Source organism: Mesorhizobium sp. ES1-3, assembly GCF_020164795.1.
Lineage (GTDB): Bacteria > Pseudomonadota > Alphaproteobacteria > Rhizobiales > Rhizobiaceae > Mesorhizobium.
The window spans coordinates 29946-53465 of the sequence record NZ_JAIUGW010000005.1 but is presented as its reverse complement, the minus strand read 5'-3'; the positions used below and the strand labels follow the sequence as shown (position 1 = coordinate 53465).

General features: G+C 62.4%; 28 protein-coding genes. 14 read left to right on the top strand and 14 right to left on the bottom strand.

What is annotated here, in order from left to right; genetic code table 11:
* The first annotated feature begins 46 nt into the window (after window positions 1–46).
* Entirely contained in the window at window positions 47–1669 is a 1623-nt protein-coding gene (locus LB536_RS09495) for a CHASE domain-containing protein (protein ID WP_224591359.1), read from the top strand.
* Between the two features lie 130 nt (window positions 1670–1799).
* Here the strand turns inward: LB536_RS09495 and LB536_RS09490 are convergent, their stop codons facing one another.
* From LB536_RS09490 to LB536_RS09465, 6 genes are all read right to left on the bottom strand, one after another.
* Window positions 1800–2045: a YMGG-like glycine zipper-containing protein gene (locus LB536_RS09490; protein ID WP_140754527.1), complete on the bottom strand. Its 246-nt coding sequence runs from the start codon at window positions 2043–2045 to the stop codon at window positions 1800–1802.
* A gap of 82 nt (window positions 2046–2127) precedes the next feature.
* A complete protein-coding gene (locus tag LB536_RS09485; RefSeq protein ID WP_224591357.1) occupies window positions 2128–2454 on the bottom strand; it encodes a hypothetical protein in 327 nt (108 codons plus the stop codon).
* A 150-nt stretch (window positions 2455–2604) separates the two neighbouring features.
* Window positions 2605–2781, bottom strand: coding sequence for a hypothetical protein (locus tag LB536_RS09480; RefSeq protein ID WP_224591354.1), 177 nt, complete (start codon window positions 2779–2781; stop codon window positions 2605–2607).
* Window positions 2782–2915: 134 nt separating this feature from the next.
* Window positions 2916–3950 (bottom strand): sensor histidine kinase, encoded by a 1035-nt coding sequence (locus tag LB536_RS09475; protein WP_140754523.1) that lies wholly within the window; start codon window positions 3948–3950, stop codon window positions 2916–2918.
* Between the two features lie 161 nt (window positions 3951–4111).
* Window positions 4112–4276: a DUF1328 domain-containing protein gene (locus LB536_RS09470; RefSeq protein ID WP_006203859.1), complete on the bottom strand. Its 165-nt coding sequence runs from the start codon at window positions 4274–4276 to the stop codon at window positions 4112–4114.
* Between the two features lie 209 nt (window positions 4277–4485).
* A complete protein-coding gene (locus LB536_RS09465; protein ID WP_140809635.1) occupies window positions 4486–5280 on the bottom strand; it encodes a response regulator in 795 nt (264 codons plus the stop codon).
* 221 nt (window positions 5281–5501) lie between these two features.
* On the opposite strand from LB536_RS09465, the gene LB536_RS09460 reads away from it, so the two are divergent.
* Both LB536_RS09460 and LB536_RS09455 read left to right on the top strand, forming a co-directional pair.
* Complete coding sequence (locus LB536_RS09460) at window positions 5502–5705, top strand: NepR family anti-sigma factor (RefSeq protein WP_140755009.1); 204 nt, start codon at window positions 5502–5504, stop codon at window positions 5703–5705.
* A 3-nt stretch (window positions 5706–5708) separates the two neighbouring features.
* The gene (locus LB536_RS09455; RefSeq protein WP_010911883.1) at window positions 5709–6260 is read left to right on the top strand and encodes an RNA polymerase sigma factor; all 552 of its coding nucleotides are present in this window, start codon (window positions 5709–5711) and stop codon (window positions 6258–6260) included.
* Between the two features lie 44 nt (window positions 6261–6304).
* Here LB536_RS09455 and LB536_RS09450 read toward each other — a convergent pair whose 3' ends face one another.
* The gene (locus LB536_RS09450) at window positions 6305–6685 is read right to left on the bottom strand and encodes a response regulator (RefSeq protein WP_224591352.1); all 381 of its coding nucleotides are present in this window, start codon (window positions 6683–6685) and stop codon (window positions 6305–6307) included.
* A gap of 52 nt (window positions 6686–6737) precedes the next feature.
* Window positions 6738–6863 carry a hypothetical protein gene (locus LB536_RS31065; RefSeq protein WP_263488963.1) on the bottom strand — a complete coding sequence of 42 codons (126 nt, stop codon included), beginning with the start codon at window positions 6861–6863 and terminating at the stop codon, window positions 6738–6740.
* Window positions 6864–7110: 247 nt separating this feature from the next.
* Here LB536_RS31065 and LB536_RS09445 point away from each other — a divergent pair, with 247 nt between their 5' ends.
* From LB536_RS09445 to LB536_RS09435, 3 genes are all read left to right on the top strand, one after another.
* The gene (locus LB536_RS09445) at window positions 7111–7437 is read left to right on the top strand and encodes a YqjD family protein (protein ID WP_140754519.1); all 327 of its coding nucleotides are present in this window, start codon (window positions 7111–7113) and stop codon (window positions 7435–7437) included.
* Between the two features lie 10 nt (window positions 7438–7447).
* The gene (locus tag LB536_RS09440) at window positions 7448–7909 is read left to right on the top strand and encodes a hypothetical protein (protein WP_224591350.1); all 462 of its coding nucleotides are present in this window, start codon (window positions 7448–7450) and stop codon (window positions 7907–7909) included.
* Window positions 7910–8064: 155 nt separating this feature from the next.
* Window positions 8065–8241 (top strand): hypothetical protein, encoded by a 177-nt coding sequence (locus LB536_RS09435; protein ID WP_181178211.1) that lies wholly within the window; start codon window positions 8065–8067, stop codon window positions 8239–8241.
* 65 nt (window positions 8242–8306) lie between these two features.
* On the opposite strand, the gene LB536_RS09430 is transcribed toward LB536_RS09435, so the two are convergent.
* Window positions 8307–9227 (bottom strand): diacylglycerol/lipid kinase family protein, encoded by a 921-nt coding sequence (locus tag LB536_RS09430; protein WP_140809632.1) that lies wholly within the window; start codon window positions 9225–9227, stop codon window positions 8307–8309.
* Window positions 9228–9527: 300 nt separating this feature from the next.
* On the opposite strand from LB536_RS09430, the gene LB536_RS09425 reads away from it, so the two are divergent.
* Window positions 9528–10829: a PRC-barrel domain-containing protein gene (locus LB536_RS09425; protein WP_224591348.1), complete on the top strand. Its 1302-nt coding sequence runs from the start codon at window positions 9528–9530 to the stop codon at window positions 10827–10829.
* A 46-nt stretch (window positions 10830–10875) separates the two neighbouring features.
* Here the strand turns inward: LB536_RS09425 and LB536_RS09420 are convergent, their stop codons facing one another.
* Window positions 10876–12435 (bottom strand): alkaline phosphatase family protein, encoded by a 1560-nt coding sequence (locus LB536_RS09420; RefSeq protein ID WP_224591346.1) that lies wholly within the window; start codon window positions 12433–12435, stop codon window positions 10876–10878.
* A 223-nt stretch (window positions 12436–12658) separates the two neighbouring features.
* On the opposite strand from LB536_RS09420, the gene LB536_RS09415 reads away from it, so the two are divergent.
* From LB536_RS09415 to LB536_RS09400, 4 genes are all read left to right on the top strand, one after another.
* Window positions 12659–13591, top strand: a complete 933-nt coding sequence (locus tag LB536_RS09415) for a VOC family protein (protein WP_224591344.1) — start codon at window positions 12659–12661, stop codon at window positions 13589–13591.
* A gap of 4 nt (window positions 13592–13595) precedes the next feature.
* Complete coding sequence (locus LB536_RS09410) at window positions 13596–14216, top strand: alpha/beta hydrolase (RefSeq protein WP_224591343.1); 621 nt, start codon at window positions 13596–13598, stop codon at window positions 14214–14216.
* Window positions 14217–14218: 2 nt separating this feature from the next.
* Window positions 14219–14518, top strand: coding sequence for a GNAT family N-acetyltransferase (locus LB536_RS09405; RefSeq protein WP_224591341.1), 300 nt, complete (start codon window positions 14219–14221; stop codon window positions 14516–14518).
* A 97-nt stretch (window positions 14519–14615) separates the two neighbouring features.
* A complete protein-coding gene (locus LB536_RS09400; protein ID WP_224591338.1) occupies window positions 14616–15674 on the top strand; it encodes a dipeptidase in 1059 nt (352 codons plus the stop codon).
* A gap of 107 nt (window positions 15675–15781) precedes the next feature.
* Here LB536_RS09400 and LB536_RS09395 read toward each other — a convergent pair whose 3' ends face one another.
* Genes LB536_RS09395 through LB536_RS09380 form a run of 4 tightly spaced genes read right to left on the bottom strand, consistent with a single transcriptional unit; the run spans window position 15782 to window position 20509 of the window.
* The gene (locus LB536_RS09395; RefSeq protein WP_140754503.1) at window positions 15782–16042 is read right to left on the bottom strand and encodes a hypothetical protein; all 261 of its coding nucleotides are present in this window, start codon (window positions 16040–16042) and stop codon (window positions 15782–15784) included.
* Between the two features lie 2 nt (window positions 16043–16044).
* A complete protein-coding gene (locus LB536_RS09390) occupies window positions 16045–17271 on the bottom strand; it encodes an aminomethyltransferase family protein (RefSeq protein ID WP_224591336.1) in 1227 nt (408 codons plus the stop codon).
* A gap of 51 nt (window positions 17272–17322) precedes the next feature.
* Window positions 17323–18903, bottom strand: coding sequence for a phytoene desaturase family protein (locus LB536_RS09385; protein WP_224591334.1), 1581 nt, complete (start codon window positions 18901–18903; stop codon window positions 17323–17325).
* Entirely contained in the window at window positions 18890–20509 is a 1620-nt protein-coding gene (locus LB536_RS09380; RefSeq protein WP_224591332.1) for a phytoene desaturase family protein, read from the bottom strand. The genes LB536_RS09385 and LB536_RS09380 overlap by 14 nt, the downstream gene beginning before the upstream one ends.
* A gap of 252 nt (window positions 20510–20761) precedes the next feature.
* Here LB536_RS09380 and LB536_RS09375 point away from each other — a divergent pair, with 252 nt between their 5' ends.
* The 3 genes from LB536_RS09375 to LB536_RS09365 are packed head-to-tail and all read left to right on the top strand — an operon-like array spanning window position 20762 to window position 23408.
* Window positions 20762–21562, top strand: coding sequence for a methyltransferase domain-containing protein (locus LB536_RS09375; RefSeq protein ID WP_224591330.1), 801 nt, complete (start codon window positions 20762–20764; stop codon window positions 21560–21562).
* A gap of 6 nt (window positions 21563–21568) precedes the next feature.
* Entirely contained in the window at window positions 21569–22282 is a 714-nt protein-coding gene (gene betI / locus LB536_RS09370) for a transcriptional regulator BetI (protein ID WP_224591328.1), read from the top strand.
* A gap of 43 nt (window positions 22283–22325) precedes the next feature.
* Window positions 22326–23408 carry an ABC transporter substrate-binding protein gene (locus LB536_RS09365; protein WP_224591326.1) on the top strand — a complete coding sequence of 361 codons (1083 nt, stop codon included), beginning with the start codon at window positions 22326–22328 and terminating at the stop codon, window positions 23406–23408.
* Window positions 23409–23520: the final 112 nt, after the last annotated feature.

The window sequence follows — 23520 nt, the reverse complement described above, 5'->3', positions numbered from 1 at the left end:
GACTTGCCCATAAAGGTCCTGTTTTGCTCAGGGACCGCATCATCCGTTGAAGAAGCTTTTTCCAATCGTCGCGTTCATTGCCGTTGCATTGATCAGCATGACCATGGCGGGATTCGCTTATTTCGCGACGCAGGAAGCCGCCCGCATCAAGTTCGAAGGGGCGGCCGATGACGCCCTCAACCGGATCGAGAGCCGCATCGACCTGCATCTGTCGCTGCTGCGCTCGATGCAGGCCCTGTTCGACGCGCGCAACGGCGATATTTCCCAGAACGAGTTCAAGGCCTTCTTCAAGGCGCTGGACGTCGACAACAATTTCGCCGGCCTGCGCGGCATCGGCTTCCTGCGGCTGGTCAAGACTGGCGACGAGGCAGCGGTGGAACGCGACATTCTCCACGATTTCGGTGCCAGCCACCCGGTCTATCCGGATACGACGCAGCCCTGGCGCACGCCGATAGTGCTTTTCGAGCCGCTGGATCCGTCCAGCCAGGCCAGCATCGGTTACGACATGTTCAGCGAGCCGGTGCGGCGCGCGGCAATCGAAAAAGCGATGGCCGACGACCAGCAGCACGCAAGCGGGCTGGTGCAACTCGGCCAGGGCACGGGCGCCGCGCAGACCTTCACCGGCTTCCTGGTCTTCGTGCGGCTCAACGTCGAAACGGCGCCGGAGGTCATCAACGCATCGCGGTCCTCGACCGCCGGCTTTCTCTATGCCGCCTTCCGGGCCCGGGACCTGTTCCAGATCGCGCTGAGCCGTGCGCCGCTGCTGCCGGTCAACACAGAGATTTATGACGGAGCGGTGAACGGCGACAATCTGTTGTTCCGCTCGGAGACGCCACCGGCTTCATCCCTGGGAGACCGGCTGCTGGTCACCCGCAAGATGACCGTGGCGGGACGCCCTTGGACCGTGTTGTTCAGACCGACCAGCGCCTTCTCGCAACCCTCGTCGCGCGCCATCCCCGTAATGCTGGGGCTGTTCGGCCTGCTCCTGGCCGGCGCCATTGCGCTGGTGGCGCGCTATCAGGAGCGAGCCTATGACGCGGTGTCGGCCTTGCACGAAACGACGGAAAAGAGCCTGCTCGAAAAGGACCTGATGCTGCAGGAGATGAAGCATCGCATCAAGAACTCGATCACCAGGGTGCTGGCGATCGCGCGGCAGACGGCCTCACGGGCGACCGACGTCAGCGAGTTCTCCGCCTCCTTCTCGGCCAGGCTGCAGGCGATGGCCGCTTCGCAAGACATGTTGACGCGCTCACGCTGGCAGAAAGCCGACCTTGCCGATCTGCTGCGCATCGAGCTCGGCCAGGTGTTCGGCAAGGAGCTGCCGGATGGGCTGCTGTCAGGCCCAGAGGTGCTGCTTGACGAAACCACGACGCAGGCGCTTGGCCTGACCTTCCACGAACTGGCAACCAATGCGCTGAAATACGGCGAGGCCGGCAATTTCGTCGGCGCTCTCAAGGTGGACTGGTCGCTGGAAGGGCGCGGGCGCGAGCGGACGCTGGCGCTGAACTGGCGGGAGGCCGGAAAGAAGAAGGTCGAGGCGCCGGCCGCGACCGGATTCGGCACCAAACTGATCGACCTCAATGTCACGCGCGAATTGCGCGGCACGATCAAGCGCGATTTCCAGGCTGACGGCTTGAAGGTGGAAATCAGAATTCCGTTGGTCGGCTAAAATCCTGCCGATCGGCAACGGCCAAGAAAATCCGGAGGCCGGACATGGCCCCCGGATCCGTATTCCATTAGAACGGTTCAGCGTTTGATAGAAATTGCCGAGCCGATCCTGGATTGCTCCAATCGCTGAATTAGTTGCAGCGGGCCGTGTAGATCCGGCCGCGATGATCGCGATACTGGCAGTAGCCGTTCTGCAACTTGCGAACCAGCAGGCCGGATCCGGCGCCGACAGCCGCACCGACCAGCGCGCCCTTGCCGCCGCCGACCAAGCCGCCGATACCGGCGCCGATCAAGCCGCCGCCGACGACGTCCTTCTCCGTGCTGGTGCAGCCGCTGACAGCAACCACCGCAACCATGGCAATAAGTATTTTCCGCATAGAGTCGCTCCTCACTTGTGTCCACACTTTAGTAAGCTCCAACCGCCATTTAGCATGAAACGACGGCCTTTGCTGCTGCAATTTATTGTTGACTAAGGTCGTCTTTTTCTGGGCGGATCGTGTTCGATGCCATGACGAGGTTGGAAATGGCCAACGAAGCGTCAAGGTTACCGTCTGGCCGCACCTTCCAGACAATCTGATCGTAGTCGTCCTCCAAGGCGGGATCGACCGCGAGGCATTCGGCGACGACATGCTGCGCCTGCCCTTGCACGTCGCCCATCACGAAGGGGCGCTCGGCGGTGCACTCGTCGGCAGTCGCAAAAACACTGACTGGGACCTGCAATTCCCGGCATTCGGCCATCGTGTTCGAGCAGCCGATCACCAGCAACAACGCGGCTATGTGTTCCATGACGGATGTCCTCTGGCCGCAATAACGGCCGACATCGTCAAAAAGTTCCTGTCATTTCCAACGGGTTACGCAAAAAAACTGCGGCCCCTCGCGATCGGAGGCGCGGCGGCGTTGATCGACCGGCGATTTCAACGGAGAGCAGGACCCAAGTCAGGTCAGCTGCCAAAGAACGGCCAGCAACATGATCGCGGCCAAGGCAAGAATGAGCCCCTTCATCGAACCCCTGCCTGCCTCAGGGTGTGTTTCCGCGGAGGATTCGGATTCCAGAAATTCGCCCATCGAAATCCGGGCGGCTTGTTCCAATCTGTTCATGTCGGCAACCGTCAAGACATTCCTCCCGTACCGCGCTGCAAGCCTGCCAACAATGTCCGAAAGCGGGGCAGGTTCCGGCGGTATCTGGGAAAAAAAGCATCCGCCCTCATGGTGAACAGCCGGTTAAGAATCGCTGCTTGCCGAGGCTTTCACTGCGTCTCGAAATTGTTGTGCGGAACGACAAGGCGGTATTCGAGATGGCCGTCGCCGATATCGAGGTTCGCGGTTCCGTTCAGGGACGCTGGCACCACCCGCTCCAACGCGACGCTGCCGAATCGCTTCTGACCGCCCCCATCGTCTTTGGTCCCTATCGTTTCGGCCCATGTCAAGGACAGGGTGACCTCCCCCGTGTCGGCGGCGTTGAGGTCGGCGGTGACCTCGACGAAACCATCCGGCCGGGACAGGGCGCCGTAGCTGACGGAGTTGACGGCGAGTTCATGCATCGCCAGGCCAATATGCAGCGCGGCGTTGGGATTGAGGTAGGGATTGGCGCCACGGAAGCGAAGGCTATGTGACGGATTCGCTCCGTAGCGGCCGACCTGGCTCGCCACCAGCTCATGAAGGGCTGCCCCTCGCCAGTTGGAGGATGTCACCAGATCCTGGGAGGACGCCAGCGACTGCAGCCGGCCGCGGAAGCGCTTCAGGAAGTCGCCGACGCCGTCGGAATAACGACCGGTCTGGGTCGCGATGCTCTGGATGATCGCCAGCAGGTTCTTCGAGCGGTGGCTGACTTCACGCAGCAGCGTCGTCAATGTCTGTTCGCGCCGCTTCTGCTCGGTCGTCTCGACCATGGTGGTGACGACGCCTTGGACATCGCCATTGTCGCCTCGGTCGGCATCGACCCAGATCTGAAACCAGCGAACGCCATTCTCGACTGGAACACTGATTTCAAGGCGCTGAGGATCGCCGGTCGCAACCACATCGCGCTTGGCGGCGCCGATGCGGTCGGCCTGCGCCGTTGGCAGGATGCCGTTCCCGTCGACATCGTCGGAGGCCCAGGGCGCGCGCATGTTGCGGGCCCATACGGTCTTCATTTCGCGATCCTGATAGAGGACGGAAATGCCGGCATTGTGCAATGCGTGGAGAAGGGCTCGGCCAAGCTGCATGCCGCTTTCGGCGGGGTGCATGGCGATGACTTCATCGCGCGGTGCGCCTTCCGTTCTGTCTGAAGTCCTGGAGCGCATCGGTCAATTCGTCCATCCAACTCGGGCTGAACGGCTCACTGTCGAATGGGTTCCCCTGAAAGCGGTCCGCCGGACGGTATCCTTGAAGGACGCCGCCCGGCGGTGGCTGGAAACCGTTTGAGGGGTGCGGCTTCCAGTGTTCGCCTGATGAGCCGCCAGGCTCACGCCCGCCTGAACAGGCCGGCCAGAAGCGAAATAATCAGGAAAGCCAGGAAGATGAAGAACAATATCTGCGCGATACCGGCGGATGTGCCGGCAATGCCGCCGAAACCAAGCGCGCCGGCAATAATCGCCACGACGAGAAATACGAGCGCCCAGTAAAGCATGGTCCATCTCCTTCGAATGATACGGCAAAAACGTGGGTGGATGCGGTTTGTTCCACCATTCGCCGAAAAAGACGGTGCTTGCAAATCGTTCCGGGCAGCGCGGGCTGGGAAATTCGCCAGTGGCCGATCCGGCTTGTCAAAAGGGCCGCCGGATGAATCGCATCCAACGGCCTTTTGATGTCCCTCGTCCGGCTTCCGGAGCCCGCGATCTATGCGGCAGCCTTGGCCTGCCGGTCGAAGAACAGAGCCTGGCTGATCAGCGCCTTCACCATGTCGGGATTGAACGGCTTGGTCACGAGAAAGGCCGGCTCGGGGCGCTCTCCGGTCAGGAGACGCTCGGGGAAGGCGGTGATGAAGATTACCGGCACGGATGTCGACGACAAGATTTCGTTCACGGCCTCGATGCCCGAGCTGCCGTCGGCGAGCTGAATGTCTGCGAGCACCATCTTCGGTCGGGTCTTGCCGAACATCGTCACCGCTTCGGCATGGGTGCGCGCCGTTCCCACGACCCGATGACCGAGGCTCTCGACCATCTCCTCTATATCCATGGCGATCAGCGGTTCATCCTCGATGATCAGCACGTCGGTCGCCACCTGACGGGAAATCTCATTGCTTGCCTCGGCGAGCAACTCAGAGAACTGCTGGTCGCCGACATCGAGGATTTCGGCTGCCTCGTCCTCGCTGAAACCTTCGACGGCAACCAGCAGGAAGGCCTGGCGGGGAAGCGGCGCGATCGCATTGAGATTTGCGGCGGCGCGCTGCTCCCAGGCCGATTGTGACTGCTCCTGCGGAACGCGGATGGCAACGGATGTGAAGAGCTTGGCGAAAACCTTGTACAAGGCGATCCGGTCACTCGACGCCTCCGGGAAGATGTCGACATCGGCGATGATGGCCTCAAGCATTGCGGCGACCAGCGCGTCGCCGCTCTCCTGCGATCCCGAGACGGCACGCGAGAAGCGCCGCAAGAACGGCAGATGCGGAGCGATGGTGGCGGACAAGCTCATGATGGACGTCTCCCTCAGATGACGCGGTTGGACGGATTGCAGCTCACGCCGATTGCGCGCCCCGCGGAAATAACGGCGCTTTTCCGAAAAAGTTCCACCGATATGGAACAAATCCGTGGCAATGGCGTTTGGGCGTCGGGATGGGCAACCAGACGAGGGTGCCGCTTGCCTTGTGTTGCGTTGGATACGAGCGGCTTGAGTTCTGGGAATATAAGGGCGAAATGAAGGACATGACGAAAGATATTCTGGCTGGTGCCGCGGGCAGGCGCCGGAATGGCGTCGGCGACCCTCTGGGGCCGAACTCCGAAATCGGACGCAAACTCAAACAATATTATGACGAGCTGGTCTCCGACAATGTGCCGGATCGCTTCGCCCAGTTGCTCAGACAACTGGAACAGGCCGAACCCGCACAGAAGAAGGACTGAGGCATGGCAGCGGTCTCCCAAGGCTTCAAGACCGATCTGCTTGGGGCAATCCCGAGCTTGCGGGCTTTTGCCGTTTCGCTGACACAGAATGCCGACAAGGCCGACGACCTCGTGCAGGAGACGCTGGTCAAGGCCTGGGACAAGCATGAGAGCTTTCAGCCTGGCACCAATCTCAAGGCATGGCTTTTCACGATCCTGCGCAACGAGTTCTATTCGCAGATGCGCAAGCGCGGCCGCGAGGTGCAGGACAGCGACGGCATCATGACGGCCCGGCTTGCGGTGCATCCGGCCCAGCATGGCCAGCTCGACCTCAAGGATTTTCGTGGCGCTCTCGAGCAATTGCCGGAGGACCAGCGCGAAGCCATCATCCTGATCGGTGCATCGGGCTTCTCCTATGAGGAGGCCGCCGAAATCTGCGGTTGCGCGGTCGGAACGATCAAGAGTCGGGTCAGCAGGGCCCGCACACGCCTGCAGGAGATCCTGAAAATCTCCGGCGAGGACGAGTATGGTCCCGATGCGATCTCGGCCCAGGTCACTGGGACGGCGGCGCATTGAAATGCGGGCCGGATAACGGCTCTTCGAATGTCGTTGCGTCGGTCTCAGCCAAGGGAGCCGCGACCGTAGGCCAGCGCCACGGCTTCGACGAGGTCTTCGCCTGAATAGGGCTTGGTGACCAGCCTCACTCCGGGGAAGGATGCCTTGATCTCGCCCGCATCGGAATGACCGGACGCAAACACGAACGGGACGCCGGTCTCACGCAGGCCCGCGGCGAATTCGAGCGTCGAGGCGCCGCCCAGCATCAGATCGACAATGGCCGCGTCGAAATGCGTCGCGATCTTCCGGCCATCAATTTCGGCCAGGTCGCGGGCAACCACCACCTCGCCCGCACCGTGGTCGCGGCAGAGTTGCTCGACATCCATGGCTATGAGGAATTCATCCTCCAAGACAAGAATGCGCAATCCGTCAAGTAATTGGGGCACGGGCGATTGCTCCTTGAAACGTCGGGAGTCATGATCGCAATTTGGTGTGTTGTCATTTAAAAAAGCCGCGCGCCGGCGATAAAAGGCCGACCTTGGACAAGCGCGTAAAGCGGACCTGCTGGCGGCAGGCCTTTGCAAGGAGGAAATGCCAAGCCAGATCGGGCGTGTGCTTTTTCAAGCCGGCAATACCCTTGCGAGCCCGGCAATACCCTTGCGAGCAATGTCCGTTGCGGCTCTTGCCGGTGTTCCGGGAGTTCGGGAGACCGGAGCTTCTGGGCGAACGCCGCGGCCCGCTGATATGACGCGGCGCTTCTCGCCAGGGCGCCGAGGATGCACGTAACCGGGTTTTGGGGTAGTTTGTCCCCGCATCGGAACCTTGAGACACAGGGCGCGTTTGAAATCGAGCAATCACAAGGAGTTAAGCAATGGCAACCGCCGCAGGGAAAACCGCCAACGAAGCCCGGACGAATTCGGATCTTGAAGCCGATATCAGGCAGTTGAAGGCCGATATCGACAAGCTCACCAAGCAGCTGGCCAAGACCGGTGAACACGGCTACGGCACAGCGCGCCGGGCGGCGGCCGAAGGCGTCGAGCAGTTGCGCGCCCAAGGGGAAGCAGCCTTCGACAGCCTGCGCGGCAATGCCAGGGATATCGAGGCGCAGATGGTGGCAAGTGTACGCGAAAAGCCGGTGACGTCGCTGGCAATCGCCGCTGGCGTCGGCTTCCTGTTCGCGCTGCTCGCGCGTCGCTAGTTCCGCTGAGATGGGATTGCTGGCTTCCCTGCTCTCGGGTTTTGCCTCGGGTGAAACAATGGCTGCGGTGCGGCGCGCACGCACGGCGGCCATCGTCTACGCGCTTGCCGCGCTGGCGGCATTCTGCGGCTTCGGCTTCCTGGTCGGGGCAGCCTATATCTGGACGTCGGCGCGCTATGGATCGCTGGCTGCCGCGGTTGGTTTCGGTGTCGGCTTCCTGGTGATCGCGGGCCTTGTTCTTTTGACCCACAGGCTGATGTCGGGCGCCCGGGTCCGCCGCGAGGCAAGGCGGCGCAAGGCCGACATGAAGGCGATCGGCATTACGGCCGCGCTCGCTGTACTGCCGACATTGCTCAAGGGAAAAGGTGGGCTCGGGGTTATTCTCGGTCCGGCCGTGGCACTCGCGGCCTACGCCATCTACCGCGAGAACGTGAAGTCCGACACCGACCATCCGGAGGCCGGCGAGGAGTAGCAGCGCCGGGGCGGCCCGCCTCGTGTCACTTCGACAGATCTTCCAGCGCCATCCTTCCGGACCCGGCTCCCCGGAACCATCCTAGCAAGGAACCCGTTACCCGACCGTGATTTATCGAGTGCGCGGGTTGGCGCAGAACGAGACGAGGGCCGACCATGCCCAAGATCATTCCTGAAAACAAAGCACGCCAGGGGCGTTGGGGTTGGCACGGGTTGCGCATCCTGATCGCGGCGCTGCTTCTGGCATTCGTGGCATGGGGTGTCGCCGAAATATATGGCGAAACGGCCAAGACTCCAGCCACGGAGCAAGGAAGTGGGCCGAGCGGCGGTTAGAGTTTCGGCCGCCATCGCCAGAGATTGCGTCATCGCCAAAGACCGCGTCAGGGCCCGGGGCCACATCAGGCAGCCTTTGCCTTGGCAATGCTGGCCGGCACCAGGACGTTGAGCGCTCCGGGCCGGATTTCGATGGTCGTCTCCCGATCGAGCCTGACCAGTTCGCCATCCATGACAGCGCGAAACTTTCTGCCGCCGGAATGGATTTTCAGCACCGCACGGTCGGCCTGGTGGATTTCGACATGCTCATTGTCGCGCCACTTGCCGCGCGCCATGTTGAAGAAGAACTTGACCAGTTCGGCGCGCTGCTGCGCCACCGTGACATAGACGCCTAGCACGCCGCCCGCAGGGTTGTCGGCATAAGGCAAATGGCCTTCGCCGAACAGATTGTTGGTGACGCCGATGCCCGATATGCGCGCCGTCACCTCAGCGTCGCCAATGCCGAGCGTGACATTCATCGCCGGCGGGTTCTTGATCGTCGCCCAAGCGGCCTTGGCCGAGGCACCGATCTTGCCCAGGCGCGATCCGAATTCCATCCCCTGGCGTAGCTGCACCATCTTGGCATGCATGCCGATCGAGAACTGATGGACGAATGGCTGGCCATTGGCCGTGGCCATGTCGACCGCGATGATTTCGCCGTCGGCGAAGGCGTCCAACGCGGCATCGAGCGACTGCGGAATGCCGAGGCCGCGCGCGAACAGGTTCATCGTGCCGGCCGGCAATATGGCAAGCGCCTTTTTCTTGCCCATCAGCCTTGCCGCCGCGGCTGAGATGGTTCCGTCACCGCCGCCGGCAAGCACAACATCGACGGCGCGGCGCGACGCAGCGCTGTCGAGGGTTTCCACGATGTCCTTGCCGGCAACTATGTCGATGCTGAGAGAGTGGCCCGCCGATTCCAGCGTCTGACGCATCCGGTCGGAAAAAGCCGCGAGATCGACGGTGCGCAAGGTGCCACCGTCCCGGTTCAGCACCGCTGCAAACTTCATTCCCCGCTCCGCTCAAACTTGGCCCGGGCGCGCCCAAGCCGGAGGCTGGAACGCAGCGGACCAGGAAAGGTTCCCGTTGCGCCGGAATCCAAGGCCAGGATCCAAGACAAGAGTCAAAGGTTGCGTCGGGCTGGCGATTACCGCATCCGCTTGATGGTTTTGGTCTCGAACGTCGCGGTTTTTTGTCGGAACAACAGCATGGTCACGACGTTGTGAACCTGTAGAGATGCCGCGTCCAATCTCCCCCGATGGGTCGACCGCACGCGGCGCGCACGAAATCAGGCACGAGGAGAGATTATCATGATCCGGACCCTTTTAGCGACGACTGCCCTTGCGACAATGGTCGCAACCGGGGCCTTCGCGCAGAGCGCTGCAACCCCAGCCCCGGCTAACCCGCCAGCCGCCCAGCAACCGGCTGCGCCGGTGGTGCGGGCGGAAGGTAGCATCGTCACCAATATTATCGGTGCATCGGTCTATAATGGCACTGGCGACAATGCCGAGAATATCGGCAAGGTCACAGACGTCGTCTTTGACAAGGACGGCATGGCGAAATCCGTCGTCATCGGCGTCGGCGGCTTCCTTGGCGTCGGAACCAAAAACGTCGCCTTCGACTATGACAAGCTGCAATGGGCCGAGAAGAACGGTAACCGCTGGCTGGTGGCGCAGACGACCAAGGACGAACTGAAGGCGCATCCGGAGTTCGACAGCAAGGCTTATGCGCCGGCCCCGGCTGCATCGACAACTGCCCAGGCGCCAGCCACGTCGACCGACACCGCGCAGAAGCCCGCCGACATGAATGCGCAGCCGGTGAAACAGGCTGATGGCAATCTGGCTACGAACATCATCGGTGAAAATGTCTACAACGGGACAGGCGATGACGCCCAGAAGATCGGCGACGTTAACGACATCGTGCTGACCAAGGAAGGCAAGGCGCAATCGCTGATTATAGGCGTCGGCGGCTTCCTTGGCATGGGCGAGAAGAACGTCGCCTATGATTTCGCCAAGGCGAAGTGGGCGCAGAAGAACGGCAACCGCTGGCTGGTGGCGCAGACCACCAAGGAAGAGCTGCAGGCGTTGCCGGACTTCAACCGAAAGGCCTATGATCCGGCCCCGGCGACGACGGCATCGAACGAGCCGGCGGCCACCGCGCCGGCAGCGGCGCCTTCGGCCGCGACAGTCCCCGCCGCTCCGGCGGACAAGACGGCGGCGGCGCCAGCTGACGCCACGGCTCCCGACCAGACAAAGACCTCAGCCATCGATAAGTCGAAGCTGACGGCAATGCCGATTGGCGAGATCAGGGGTAACGATCTGAAGGGCACGACAGTCTATGGCGCCAATGACGCCAAGGTTGGCGAGATCGGCGATGTCGTGCTGACGCCCGACAAGAAAACCGATGCCGTGATCGTCGATGTCGGCGGCTTCCTCGGCATCGGCTCGAAGGAGGTCGCGGTCGGCATGGATAATTTGAAGTTCATGACCGACAAGAGCGGCAAGAAGTACCTTTATACGACCTTCACCAAGGAGCAGCTCGAGAAGCAAGCAGCTTACGACAAGGGCACCTACGCCCAGAAGCGCGACGAGCAGCGTCTGATGGTTCGGTAGGCAAGGATACTTCGACAGCTAAGGAAATGGGGCGGTAGGGAAATCCCTACCGCCCCGTATGCGACCTGGCATATCCAACCAATCCATTGTCCGTCAACTCCGAGAGGGCAAGCGACTGGTCGAGATGTTCGGCCCGCCAGGCAAGCAGCCTTTCAGCGAATTCCAGCCGGGTGGAACGATGTGCCGGACTGTTGGCGAGGTTCTTCAATTCGCCAGGGTCGTCCTCCATGTCGAAAAGCAGGGGCGGCAAGCCGCCGCCAAAATGCACGTATTTGAATTTCCGTGTGCGGATGACAGCGAGGTTGCACTGGCGCGAGGTAATGCCGAAGTGCAGTTCAGCTTCTCCGTCCGCGATCGAGCGAAAGTCGAACTCCCAGTGCGCGGCGTCGCGCCAGACGGCGGGAGTTCCGCCGCTCAAGAAGGGTTTGAGCGAGCACCCGTCAAGATGCGGTTCGGGAGCCGCGCCGAGCAGGTCGATGAGCGTAGGCAAAATGTCGACCGCTTCGGTGAAGCAATCGACAGTGCTGCCGGCGGCCTTGCGATGGCGTGGGTCGCGGACGACCAGCGGAATGTGGTAGCTGCCGTCGAAATAGCCGCCTTTGCCCAGCATGAAATGGTCTCCCATCATTTCGGCGTGGTCGGAGGTGAGCACGATGATGGTGTTGTCCCAAGCGCCTTCGGCCTTCAGCGCTTGCCATAGGCGGCCGAACTGCGCGTCGACCTCCGAGATCATGCCGTAGTAGATTGCTCGGATGCGGCGGAAATCATCCTCGCTCCAGTCCTGTACCTTGCCCGTGGCACCGGGGCGGAACTTCGCGCGGTTTTGCCGACCGAGATCATAGGCGATGTAGGGGTGGCCCTGAGATTCGGCTCGCCAACTTTCCGCACGGTGAAAAGCGGGGCCGTCCGCCGGATCGTATTGGGTATTGTACGGTTCCGGCACGATGAAGGGCGGATGCGGGCTGATAAAGGAAAGATGCGCAAACCATGGCGCGGCCTCCTCTTGCTCGCCCAGCCAGCGGATGAATTCGCCGGCAAGGAAGGCCGTCGGCGTCTGGTCCTTCGAGTAGACGGGCGGCGCTTCAGTCACCGCGCCGTCCGCCTCGCCCACGGGACGATGGATGCCAGGACTTCCAGCGCCGGCATCGATGCCCTGCTGCTTCAGCCAGGACAACCACTGCTTCTGATGTTCGGGAAGTAGTTGGCGCACCGTGAAGCCGGGCAGCACGCCTTCATAGCTGTGCAGCCGTGGATCGGCCGGTGCAAGCTGGCGCGGGTCGAGCGACACATCCGTATAGCCGAACAAGGTCGGATCGTAGCCCACGCTGCGCGCCGCAAGCGCAATATTGCCATGGCGGGCATCGAGCGGCGTGCCGTTGCGGCAGACGCGGTTGTTCATCTGGTAGAGGCCTGTGTAGAGGCAGGCACGCGCCGGCGAGCATGGAGCCGAGCCGCCGTAATGGCGCTTGAACAGCACACCTTCGGCGGCCAGCGCATCGGCATTCGGCGTCTTCACCTGGGGATGGCCGGCAGCCGACAGGCAATCGCCGCGCCACTGGTCGCAGGTGATGAGGAGGACATTTGGCCGCCTGCCTTTTCCAGTCACTTTGCTCTCCCCTCCAGTACGTTCGGTGAGCACATGGAACCGATTTCCATCAACCGCGCAAGACCAGGCTGTTGACCGGATGGTGAACAAGAATCCGATTATTGTTCACTTATACAGCACAGTCTATTCTGTGTTTGCCGCCTTTGCCGTGGATGCAGGTATCCTCATATTGGCGTGGACAGCGGCGAGGGCCGCACAAACACCAAGGGAAGGAGCAAAGACCATGCTCGACCAGATCAAGGGCCTGCATCACGTCACCTCGATGGCCAGGGATGCACGGCAGAACAATGATTTCTTCACCCACAAGCTCGGCCTGCGCCGGGTCAAGAAGACGGTCAATTTCGACGCGCCGGACGTCTATCACCTCTATTACGGCGACGAGGTCGGAACGCCGGGTTCGGTGATGACCTATTTTCCGTTTCCCAACATCGGTAAGGGCCGCCATGGGGTCGGCGAAGTCGGTACCACGGTCTACTCCGTGCCCGAAGGCACGCTCGCCTATTGGGAAAAACGCTTCACCGACGAAGGCGTAACCAACGTCTCCCGCGAGGAAAGCTTTGGCGAGAAGCGGCTCGGATTTGCCGGTCCGGACGGCGACGGCTTTGCCCTTGTCGAGGACAAGGCCGACAGCAGAGCGCCCTGGGTGAAGGGCGGCATTCCGGCAGACGAGGCGATCCGCGGTTTTCACTCGGTTTCGCTCAGGCTGAAAGATGGTGGCGCCACCGAGGAGCTGCTGAAGTTCATGGGCTACGAGGAGGTCGACAAGTCAGGCAATGTCAGGCGGCTCGCCGTCAAGAACGGCAACGGCGCCGATGTCGTCGACATCGAATCACTGCCTACCGCGCCCTTCGCCGATCTCGGCGCCGGCTCCGTCCACCATGTCGCTTTTGCCGTCGAGAACCGCGCCAAGCAGCTCGAAGTGCGCAAGGCGCTGATGGATACGGGCTATGGCGTGACGCCGGTGATCGACCGCGACTATTTCTGGGCGATCTATTTCCGCACGCCGGGCGGCGTGCTGTTCGAAGTGGCCACCAACGAGCCGGGCTTCGACCGTGACGAGGACACCGCTCATCTCGGTGAGGCGCTGAAGCTGCCCACGCAGCATCAGCACCTGCGGCCCTATCTCGAACAGCATCTGCAAAAGCTGGAGGGCTGAGGCGATGAGCAAGGACGCTTTCATCCACAAGGTGCTACCCGGTTCGCCAGGCGGTCCGCTGCTCTTCGTCTTCCATGGCACGGGCGGCGACGAGAGCCAGCTTGTATCGCTGGGGCGCGATCTCGCGCCCCAGGCGACCATCATCTCGCCGCGCGGCGATGTCTCCGAACAAGGTGCCGCGCGTTTCTTCCGCCGCACCGGCGAGGGCGTCTACGACATGGACGACCTGGCGCGGGCGACGGCCAAGATGGCTGAATTCGTCAAGGCCCATGTCGAGGCGGCGACGCCATCGGCCGTGCTGGGCCTCGGCTATTCCAACGGCGCCAATATCCTGGCCTCGGTGGTGTTCGAAGCCCCTGGTCTGTTCGATGCCACGGTGCTGATGCATCCGCTGATCCCGTTCGAACCTGAGGTCAAAGGCAGCCTTGCCGGCCATCACATCCTGGTGACCGCCGGCAGGCGCGATCCGATCTGCCCGCCGAACCTGACGGCGCGGCTCGAAGCCTATTTGCGTGCCGATGGTGCCGATGTCACAGTGGAGTGGCACGAAGGCGGGCACGAGGTGCGGCCAAACGAAATCGAGGCGGCGCGGCGGCTTTTTGCCGGTGTCGCCCAAGGAGTCTAGGGATGCCCGATCGACTGCCAGAGATCGAACTTGAAGATCGCGGCTCCAAGGGTCGCTACGTCCTGCGCGGCCCCGGCGGCACCGAGGCCGAGATGACCTTCACCAAGATCGGCGAGCACCAGCTCATCATCGACCACACGGAAGTGCCGGACGCCTTTCGCGGCCAAGGCGCCGGGCTTCGGCTCGTCACCCGCGCCGTCGAGGACGCGAGGGCGGCTGGCAAGAAGATCATCCCGCTCTGCCCGTTCGCCAATGCCCAGTTTCGCCGCCATCCGGAGTGGGCCGACGTGCTGAAGCAATAGGTTGGACTGGCTTTGTCATTTGCGCGGGTGGCACATCCTGCCTAAGTGGGTATGATATATCGCTCCCGCGCCGATGAACGAACCGAATGACCCCCCGATGACCGAATCCGACCTCGTCCCCGTCTTCGACGGCCACAATGATACGCTGCTGAGGCTCTATCAGTCCAAGGACAGCGACGTCGAAAAGCTGTTCATCGAAGGGAAATCGGGCGGCCACATCGATCTGCAGCGCGCCAGGGCCGGAGGTTTCGCCGGCGGCATGTTCGCCATCTTCCCGCCGCCGGTCGAGAAAGCGCGGCGTAGCGCCGTGCCTTCGGCGCCGAGCGACAGCGAGCCACTGCCGCCCGAGGTTCCGCGCGCCGATGCGCTCAACTCGACGATCGCCATGGCGTCCATCCTGTTTCGGCTGGAGCGCGCCGGCGCATTGGCGATCTGCCGCAGTGCCGGCGATGTGCGCAATGCCATGGCACAGGGCACGATTGCCGCGGTCTTCCACATCGAGGGCGTCGAGGCGATCGATCCCGAACTCACCATGCTCGACGTTCTGCATGCCGCGGGCCTGCGTTCGCTCGGCATCGTCTGGAGCCGGCCGAATGCGTTCGGCAATGGCGTGCCGTTCCGCTTTCCGTCCTCGCCCGACACCGGACCTGGCCTGACCGATGCCGGCAAGGCGCTGGTCAAGGCCTGCAATGAACTGAAGATCATGATCGACCTCTCGCATCTCAACGAGAAGGGCTTTCGCGATGTCGCAGCGCTCAGCGATGCGCCGCTGGTCGCCACCCACTCCAACGTGCATGCGATCTGCGGCCACTCGCGCAATCTGACCGACTGGCAGCTCGGGGCGATCCGCGAAACCGGCGGCATGGTCGGCCTCAACTTCGCCACCGGCTTCCTGCGCGAGGACGGCCGCATGAATGCCGACACCAGCCTCGACATCATGGTGCGCCATATCGATTCCCTGCTGCAGGCCTTGGGCGAGGATGGCGTCGGTCTCGGCTCGGATTTCGACGGCGCCATGATCCCGGCCGTCATCGGTGACGTCGCCGGCCTGCCGAAGCTCATCGATGCGCTGGCGGCGCGCGGTTTCGGCCGCGCGCTGATCGAAAAGATCGCCTACCGCAACTGGCTGAGCATGCTGGAAAGAACGATAGGTTAGTGCAGTTCCAGGAAAAGTGCGTAGCGGTTTTCCGTCCGGAATTGCGTAAAACAAAGAGTTAGACCGGTTCAGCGATTCCACCAATCGCTGAACCGGTCTAAAGTGGCTTATTCGAAGCCCATGCGTTTCAGCCAATCCTTGCCGACGCCGCGATCCCTGATGATCGGCAACGGGTTTTCCGCATCGAGCCGCGCGCAGATGCGATAAACCTCGAGCGTCTCCGCGCTCATCTCGTGCTGCTTGTAGAAGAACATGGCGGCGGCATAACGCGTGCGGCCCGACCATTTCTCGCCGAGCGGCGTGTTGACCAGTTCCCACTGTTCGGCGGCTTCGCCATCTTCCTGCTGCTTGTCCGCTTCGTCGGTCATGCTCAGAAGTCCGCCGGCGGGTTGGCGGTGCGGCGGTCGAGCTTTATGAAGGGTCGCGCCACGACCTTGGCCCGTTTCATCAGCTTCTGGTACTGCAGCTCGCGCATGGCGTAGATCTCGACCCAGAGGTCCTCCACGACAATATCACCATAGGGCCGCGCCAGCGAGGCGATGGCGATGTTGCGCTTGGCCATCGGCGACCACATGGCGGCGCTGACCAGGCCGACCTCCTGGCTCTTCCTGTAGTAGACGATCGCGTGTTCGGCGGGGATGTTGCCCTCGATCTCCAGCCCGACCAGCACATGGCGCAGCTTGCGTTTCGCCCTTGCTTCGAGGATGGCGCGACGGCCGTTGAAATGCTCCTTCTCCAGATCTATCATGAAGCCGAGCCCGATCTCGTCGGGCATGCGTGGGCGGTCGGCGCGGATGGCGTGTTCGGCGGTGGTGAAATCGGCATTGGCGACAATCAGCCCGGCCTCGAGCCGGGCGCGGTTGAGCGCGGTATAGCCGATGGCGCGGATGCCGCGCAGTTCGCCTGCCGCCATCAGCCGATCCCACAGGCTCAGCGCCTTATCGGCCGGAACGAACAGCTCGTAACCGAGATCGCCGGTAAAGCCGGTGCGTGAAATGATGACCGTGCCGCCGTCATGCGGGAACTCCGCAAGGTCGAATATTTTCAGCTTCTCGACACCGGCGAAACCGGCATCGCGCAGCACTGCGAAGGAGGTTGGGCCCTGCAGGGCGAGCCCGGCGACGGCCTCGGTCTCTTCCTCGACAATGACGTCGAAACCAAGGGCACTGTCCAGCAGCCACGGCAGATGCCGTTCCTGCGAACACAGCCGAAAGCGGGTCGGCGAGAGACGGAACAGCGTGCCGTCGTCCAGCACAAAACCTTCGTCGTCACACCACGCGGTGTAATGAATGCGGCCGGGCCTGAGCCTCGTGACATCGCGCAAGGTGACGCGGTCGAGGAAGGCTTCGGCGTCCGGTCCCTCGATCCGGTATTTGGTCATCGGCGAGATGTCGAACAGTGCTGCCTGGCTGCGGATGGCGAAATATTCCAGCTCCTCGTCCCAAAGCGAATGCGGCGCGCGGTAGCCGGCCCAATTGTACCAGTCCTGGGTCTTGGCCAGCGCATCGAGGCGCGGCTGGAACGGCGTCCCAAGGCGCAGCGTGCGGAAGTGGGATTGCGCCAGGGTGCGGGCCGCGTTGTCGAGCTGACCGGTCATGGCAGCGTTCCTTCGCCGGAGAATGCGGTGTCGGTAAGCTGAAGCATCACGTCACCCTTTCATCGCGATGATGCGCCGCGCGGCGTTCAAGCCGGGCGCACCCGAAACACCACCGCCGGGATGCGAACCGGCGCTGGCCAGGAACAGCCCGTCGAGCGGCGTGTCGTAACCCGACCAGCCGGAGACGGGGCGCGAGATCAGCATCTGATCGGCCTGCAATTCACCATGGTGCCAATGACCGCCCGGCATGCGGTAGCGCTTCTCGATGTCGGCAGGGGTGAGCAGTTCGGCGTGAACCACCGTCTTGCCGATGCCAGCCGCGTAGGCTTCCAACTGAGCCATGATTGCCTCGAGGAATTTCGACTTGCCGGCATCCCAGCCTTCCTTCAATGCATAGGGCGCGTATTGCACCACCGCCGACAGCACGCAGGCGCCGCCTGGCGCCAGCGACGGGTCTGCAAGGCTGGGCAGGGTGATCTCCATCACCGGCTCGCGCGAGAACGCGCCATATTTGGATGGATTGAAGGCGCGCTCGACATGGTCGGGGGAGGGCGCAATGACGAGCCGGCCCTTATTGCCGGCGGCATGGACGCCGACAAATTGCGGCGGCCGGTCGAGCGCCAAATGGAGCTTGGCGGCATCGCCCTTCATGCGGATATTTCTGACCTTGCGCATGAAGCCGGTGTCGATCGCGCGCGGTCCGACAAGATCGAGGAAGGTGGTCGCCGGGTTGATGGCGGAGACGATCGTCCTGGCACGAAGCTCCTCGCCATTGTCGAGGACGACGCCGACGGCGCGGCCCTTCTCGACAATGATTCTTGCGACGGGCACCGATGTGCGGATCGTGACGCCAGCCCTTTCGGCAGCATCGCGGATGGCGGCGACCACCGTGCCCATGCCGCCCTGCGGGAGTATCTGCGCTCCGGCCGCACCGCCGATCTCTCCAGCCAGACGGTAATAGAGGCCGAGCAGCGAGGTCGGCGAGCGCGGGCCAAGATGGCTGCCGAGGGTTGCGTCGAAGGCGAGCAGGCCCTTCAGCCTGTCGTCGGTAAGCTGCTCGTCAAGCAGGTCGGCGACGTTCATCAAAAGCACGCGCAGGAAGTCGCGCATGTCTTCCTTGCCGAGCTTCTTCAGCGCCAGCGCGGTCTGGCCAAGTGCCGCGCCTTCGAACAGCGACATGCCGCCGAGATCAGGCGGGCGTCGAGAGAGGAAGGGTTTCAGGATGCCTGCATAGCGCAGCAGTTGCGCGCGCAATTCCTTCCAGGCGGACTGTTGCGACGAACTGGCGCCGGTGAGCACCTCGCCATAGGCGCCATGCAGGACAAGTGGCGGTCCATCTTTCGACAATGCGACCGACGGGATGAAGTCGGTGCGAGCGATTTGCAGCCCGTGTTTTTCCAGCTCCAGCGTCTTCATCACATCGGGATGCAGCCGGTTCAGCACATGCGCGATCGACGAGATGCGAAAGCCGGGCGCGAATTCCTCGGTGCGCGCGGCGCCGCCGAGTTCGGCTCCGGCTTCCAGCACCAGCGTCTTGCGGCCGGCCTTCGCCAGCGTGGCCGCGGCGACAAGCCCGTTGTGGCCGCCGCCAATGACAAGCACATCCCATTTTGGGGCATCAAATGACGTCATGGGCCGGGCTCATATGCGAGGTGGATTTTGCGAGATCGCGCAGGATTTCAGCCGCGGCGTTGCGTCCGGGCGCACCCATGACACCGCCGCCGGGATGGGTCGAGGAGCCGCACATGTAGAGGCCACCGAGCGGTGAACGATACTGCGCATAGCCCGGCACCGGGCGGTTGAACAGCAGCTGGTCGAAGGTGAGTTCGCCCTGGAAAATGTTGCCTTCGGTGAGGCCGACCTCGGCCTCGATTTCGCGCGGCGTGCGCACCTCCATGTGGACGATGCGGTCGCGGAAACCCGGTGAGTATTCTGATATCTGCGCGATCACGCTTTCAGCAAAACCGTCGCGATCAGCGTCTGTCCACTCGCGACCCGCGATCTTGGGCGGCGCGTACTGCACGAAGCAACTCATGAAATGTTTCCCCGGCGGCGCCATGGTCGGGTCGAGCGTCGTCGGGATGACCATGTCGAGGAACGGATCGGCGGACCAGCGGCCGGCCTTCCAGTCGTCATAGGCGCGCTCCATGCGCTCCACCGAATCGGTGAAATGCATGTCGCCGCGATAGACCGGCGAATCCTTTGGTAGCGCCGGGAATTCCGGCAGCGAATCGAGTGCGATGTTGACCTTGCCTGAGGAGCCACGGATCTTGAAATTCTTGACCCGGCGCAGGAAGATGTCGGGCAGCTCTTTCTCCTCGACCAGCTTCAGGAAGGTGCGTTTCACGTCGGCATTGGAGACGACGAGCTTGCCGTAGATTTCCTCGCCGCCGGCCAGAACGACGCCTTTGGCCTTGCCACGGCTCACCAGCACATGGTCGACCTCAGCGCTGGTGCGGATCGTGCCGCCGGACGCCTTGAAGGAGGCTGCCAGCGCCCTGGCGACGGCGCCCATGCCGCCACGCGCATAGCCCCAGGCGCCGACCGAACCGTCGACCTCGCCCATATAGTGGTGGAGCAGGACGTAAGCCGTGCCTGGCGACATCGGCCCGAGTGCCGTGCCGATGATGCCGGACAGCGCGAAATTCGCCTTGATGACGTCGGTCTCGAAATATTCGTCGAGGAATTCCGAGATCGACATGGTCCAGAAGCGCAACGTCAGCGCCATTTCCTCGGCGGAGAGACCAGCGAATTTCTTGCCGAGATAGAGCAGCTCGCCAAGGTCGCGCGGCTTGAGACTGGTGGGGTCGGGCGCGGTGCGCATCAACAGTGGCTGGATGAAGCGGCACTGCCGCGTCACGTCGCGAGAGTAACGGTCATAGGCCTCGGCATCCTTTTTGGAGAAGCGGGCGAATTCGCGCCGGTGCCCGTCGTGGTCGCGGTAGTTGGCGAGATAGTCGCCGTCGCGGGTGAACACCGCGCCGCCCTCATAGGAAATCACCTGCAGGCCGAAGCGCGGCAGCTCGAGATCGCGCATGATCTCGGGGCGGAACAGCGAGCAAACATACGAGCAGTTGGAATAGAGGAAGCCCGGCGTCAGCTCACGACTGGTGGCGGCACCGCCGACCCAGTCGTTCTTCTCCACCACCAGCACGTCGAGACCGGCGCGCTGCAGGTAACAGGCGTTGACCAGGCCGTTGTGTCCTCCGCCGATGATGACCGCATCCCAAGCTTTCATTTTGGCTCAGTCTTCCCTGTTTTGCGCAATTCCGGACGGAAAACCGCTCACACTTTTCCTGGAATTGCTTAGGCGATCCGCTTTTCATTTTTGCGTGATCTGTTCCCGAATGCGTGGAATTTGGCATGACACCAGCCGTTCTGTCCACCCGCACTGAATGAATGTTCAACAAATGATATTGCGTTTTTTTGAACTTGGGTTACGCTTTGCCGGCGTTCGAAACAGGCATTCGTCGATTGGGGCCGAGGGCTGATGATCGAAACGGTGGAAGCCGAGCCGGAATATGACGACACTGCCATCCGCTTCCTCGAAGCGCTGTGGGGCGATGGCTACCTGTCGCCGGGCGGGCCTGAAGAGGTCGACCGGGTGGTCGAGGGTCTTTCTCTCAAGGGCAAGACCGTCCTCGATATCGGCTGTGGCACCGGCGGCATCGCGCTGCATCTGGTCGAACGGCATGGCGCTGCCCATGCCACCGGTTTTGATGTCGAACACCCGGTGATCGTGGCGGCCAGACAGCGTGCCACGGCGCGTGCGCTGGCGGAGAGGACGAGCTTCATCCAAGGGCCGCCGGGGCCGCTGCCCTTTACCGATCGCTCCTTCGATGTCGTCTTTTCCAAGGACGCGCTGTTGCATGTACGTGACAAGGACGCCTTGTTCGCCGAGATTTTCCGCGTGCTGAAACCGGGCGGGGTCTTTGCCGCCTCCAACTGGATGATCTCGCATGACGGCGAACCGTCGGCCGAGATGAAGGCGTATGTCGCCGCCGAGGGGCTGTCGTTCGCCATGGCCTCGCCGTCACGTTACATCATGGCCATGCGCCGGGCGGGTTTCGCCGATGTCAGCGCCAGGGACCGCAATCCCTGGTACCGCGAGGTCGCGCGCGGGGAGCTCGAAAGGCTGAAGGGACCGCTCTATCCGGCCGCTGCCGCGGTGGTGGGCGCGGCCTATGTCGACAAGAACATTCGAACCTGGGAAGCCATGCAGAAGGTGCTTGACAGTGGCGAGCACCGTCCCACTCATCTTCGCGGGTGGAAGCCGGATGCAGAGGGATAGCCGGCGATGCTGGAGACCATCACACGCATGAAAACGGCAGACGCCAGGGACGCGCTCCTTGAATCGGCGCGGAAAGCCGAATCCGACAAGCGCGGGCGCAAGGCCTCGAAGGAGGTCAGGCAGCTTCAGCTCATCGAGGCGACGATCGATTCGCTGGCCAAGCGCGGCTATTCGGAAACGACGATGGCCGATGTCGCCGATGGCGCCGGCCTGTCGCGCGGCATCGTCAACTTCCATTTCGAGAGCAAGGAAAAGCTGCTCATCGCGACCTTGCAATACATGTATGACGAATACTCGGCCCATTGGCGAAATGCCCTGCAGAAGGCAGGCGATGATCCTGCCGACCAGCTTCAGGCGCTAGTCGCGGCCGATTTCGACCGCTCGATCTGCAACAAGCGCAAGCTTGCCGCCTGGTGCGCCTTCTGGGGCGAGGCCAAGTCGCGGCCGACCTACCAGGCGTTGAGCAGCGCCCGCGATATTGTCTATCAGGACATCTTCATCGAACTCTGCGCGACGCTCAAGCAGAGCGGCGGCTACGGCTATGAGCCGCAGGTCATGGCATTGGCGCTTAGCGCCATGCTGGAAGGGCTTTGGCTGCGGCTGATGATGGGGACCGAGAACACGACCCGCGAGACCTCTTTGCAGGCGGCGAACGAATTCCTGTCGGCGGCTTTCCCGAAGCACTACCCGCGGAAGGCGGCCGGGCCAACAAAATCATAAGAAAAGACGAAGCCATAAGAAAACCGCAGAGGATGGAACAGCAATGAAGACACTGACAAGACGCCTGACGCTGACGCTCGCGCTGACTGGTGCACTGGTAGCTTCCGCCTCCGCACTGGCGATCGCCGCCGACAAGGACCTGATCGTGTTCGACTGGTCCGGGTATGAGGCCCCGGGCTTCCACCCGAAATATGTCGAGAAGAACGGCGATTCGCCGACCTTCGCCTTCTTCGGTGACGAGGACGAGGCGTTCGAGAAGGTCCGTTCCGGCTTCAAGGCCGACCTTGGCCATCCCTGCTCGCAGAGCGTGACGAAGTGGCGCGAGGCTGGCCTGCTGCAGCCGCTGGACACCTCCAGGATCACGGGCTGGAAGGACCTCAATCCCGGCATCATGGCGATGAAAAATCTCGCCACGACCGATGACGGAAAAGCCTGGTTCATGCCCTGGGACTGGGGCAACACGCAGCTCACCTACAATTCCTCCAAGATCGACGAGAAGGACGTGCAGTCGCTGAAAGCGTTCACCGATCCGAAGTTCAAGGGCAGGGTATCGATCGGCGACAATGTCGACGATGCCTATGCGCTGGCGAGCCTCGCCATCGGCCTGAAGGACTGGACCAAGATGACGGACGACCAGTTCAAGCAGGCGTCCGACTTCCTGCGCCAGGTGCACAAGAATGTCCGCTCCTACTGGACCGACACCACCGACGTCGTCCAGCTTCTGAGCGGCGGCGAAGTCGATCTCGCCTGGGCCTGGAACGATGCGACCGTGCAGTCGGTCGCGGCCGGCGTGCCGATCAAGTCGAAGAAGGACACGGCGGAAGGCATCTCGACCTGGGTCTGCGGCTATGTGCTGTTCAAGGACGCACCCGGCAACATCGACAAGGCCTATGATTATCTCAATGCAGTCAACGAGCCGGAGATCGCCAAGATCCTGGTCAAGGATTGGGGCTACGGCCAGGCCAACGCCAAGGGCATGGCCGGCGTCGATCAGGCCGTCCTGAAGGAAAAGGGCTATGACGACGTGCAGAAATTCGTCGACAAGACGCTGTTCCAGCAGCCGCTGCCGTCCGATCTCAAGCTCAAGATGATCGCCGAGTTCGAGAAGATCAAAGCGGGCTATTAGGCCTTTGCCTGCCGAGCCCGTCCGTGCGCCGGCGGCGGCGGGTGGGCTCGCCAAAGCGCTTGAATTTGCCTAACCTCGCTCCCGACATCTTTCGCGATGGGGGAGTTTTCGC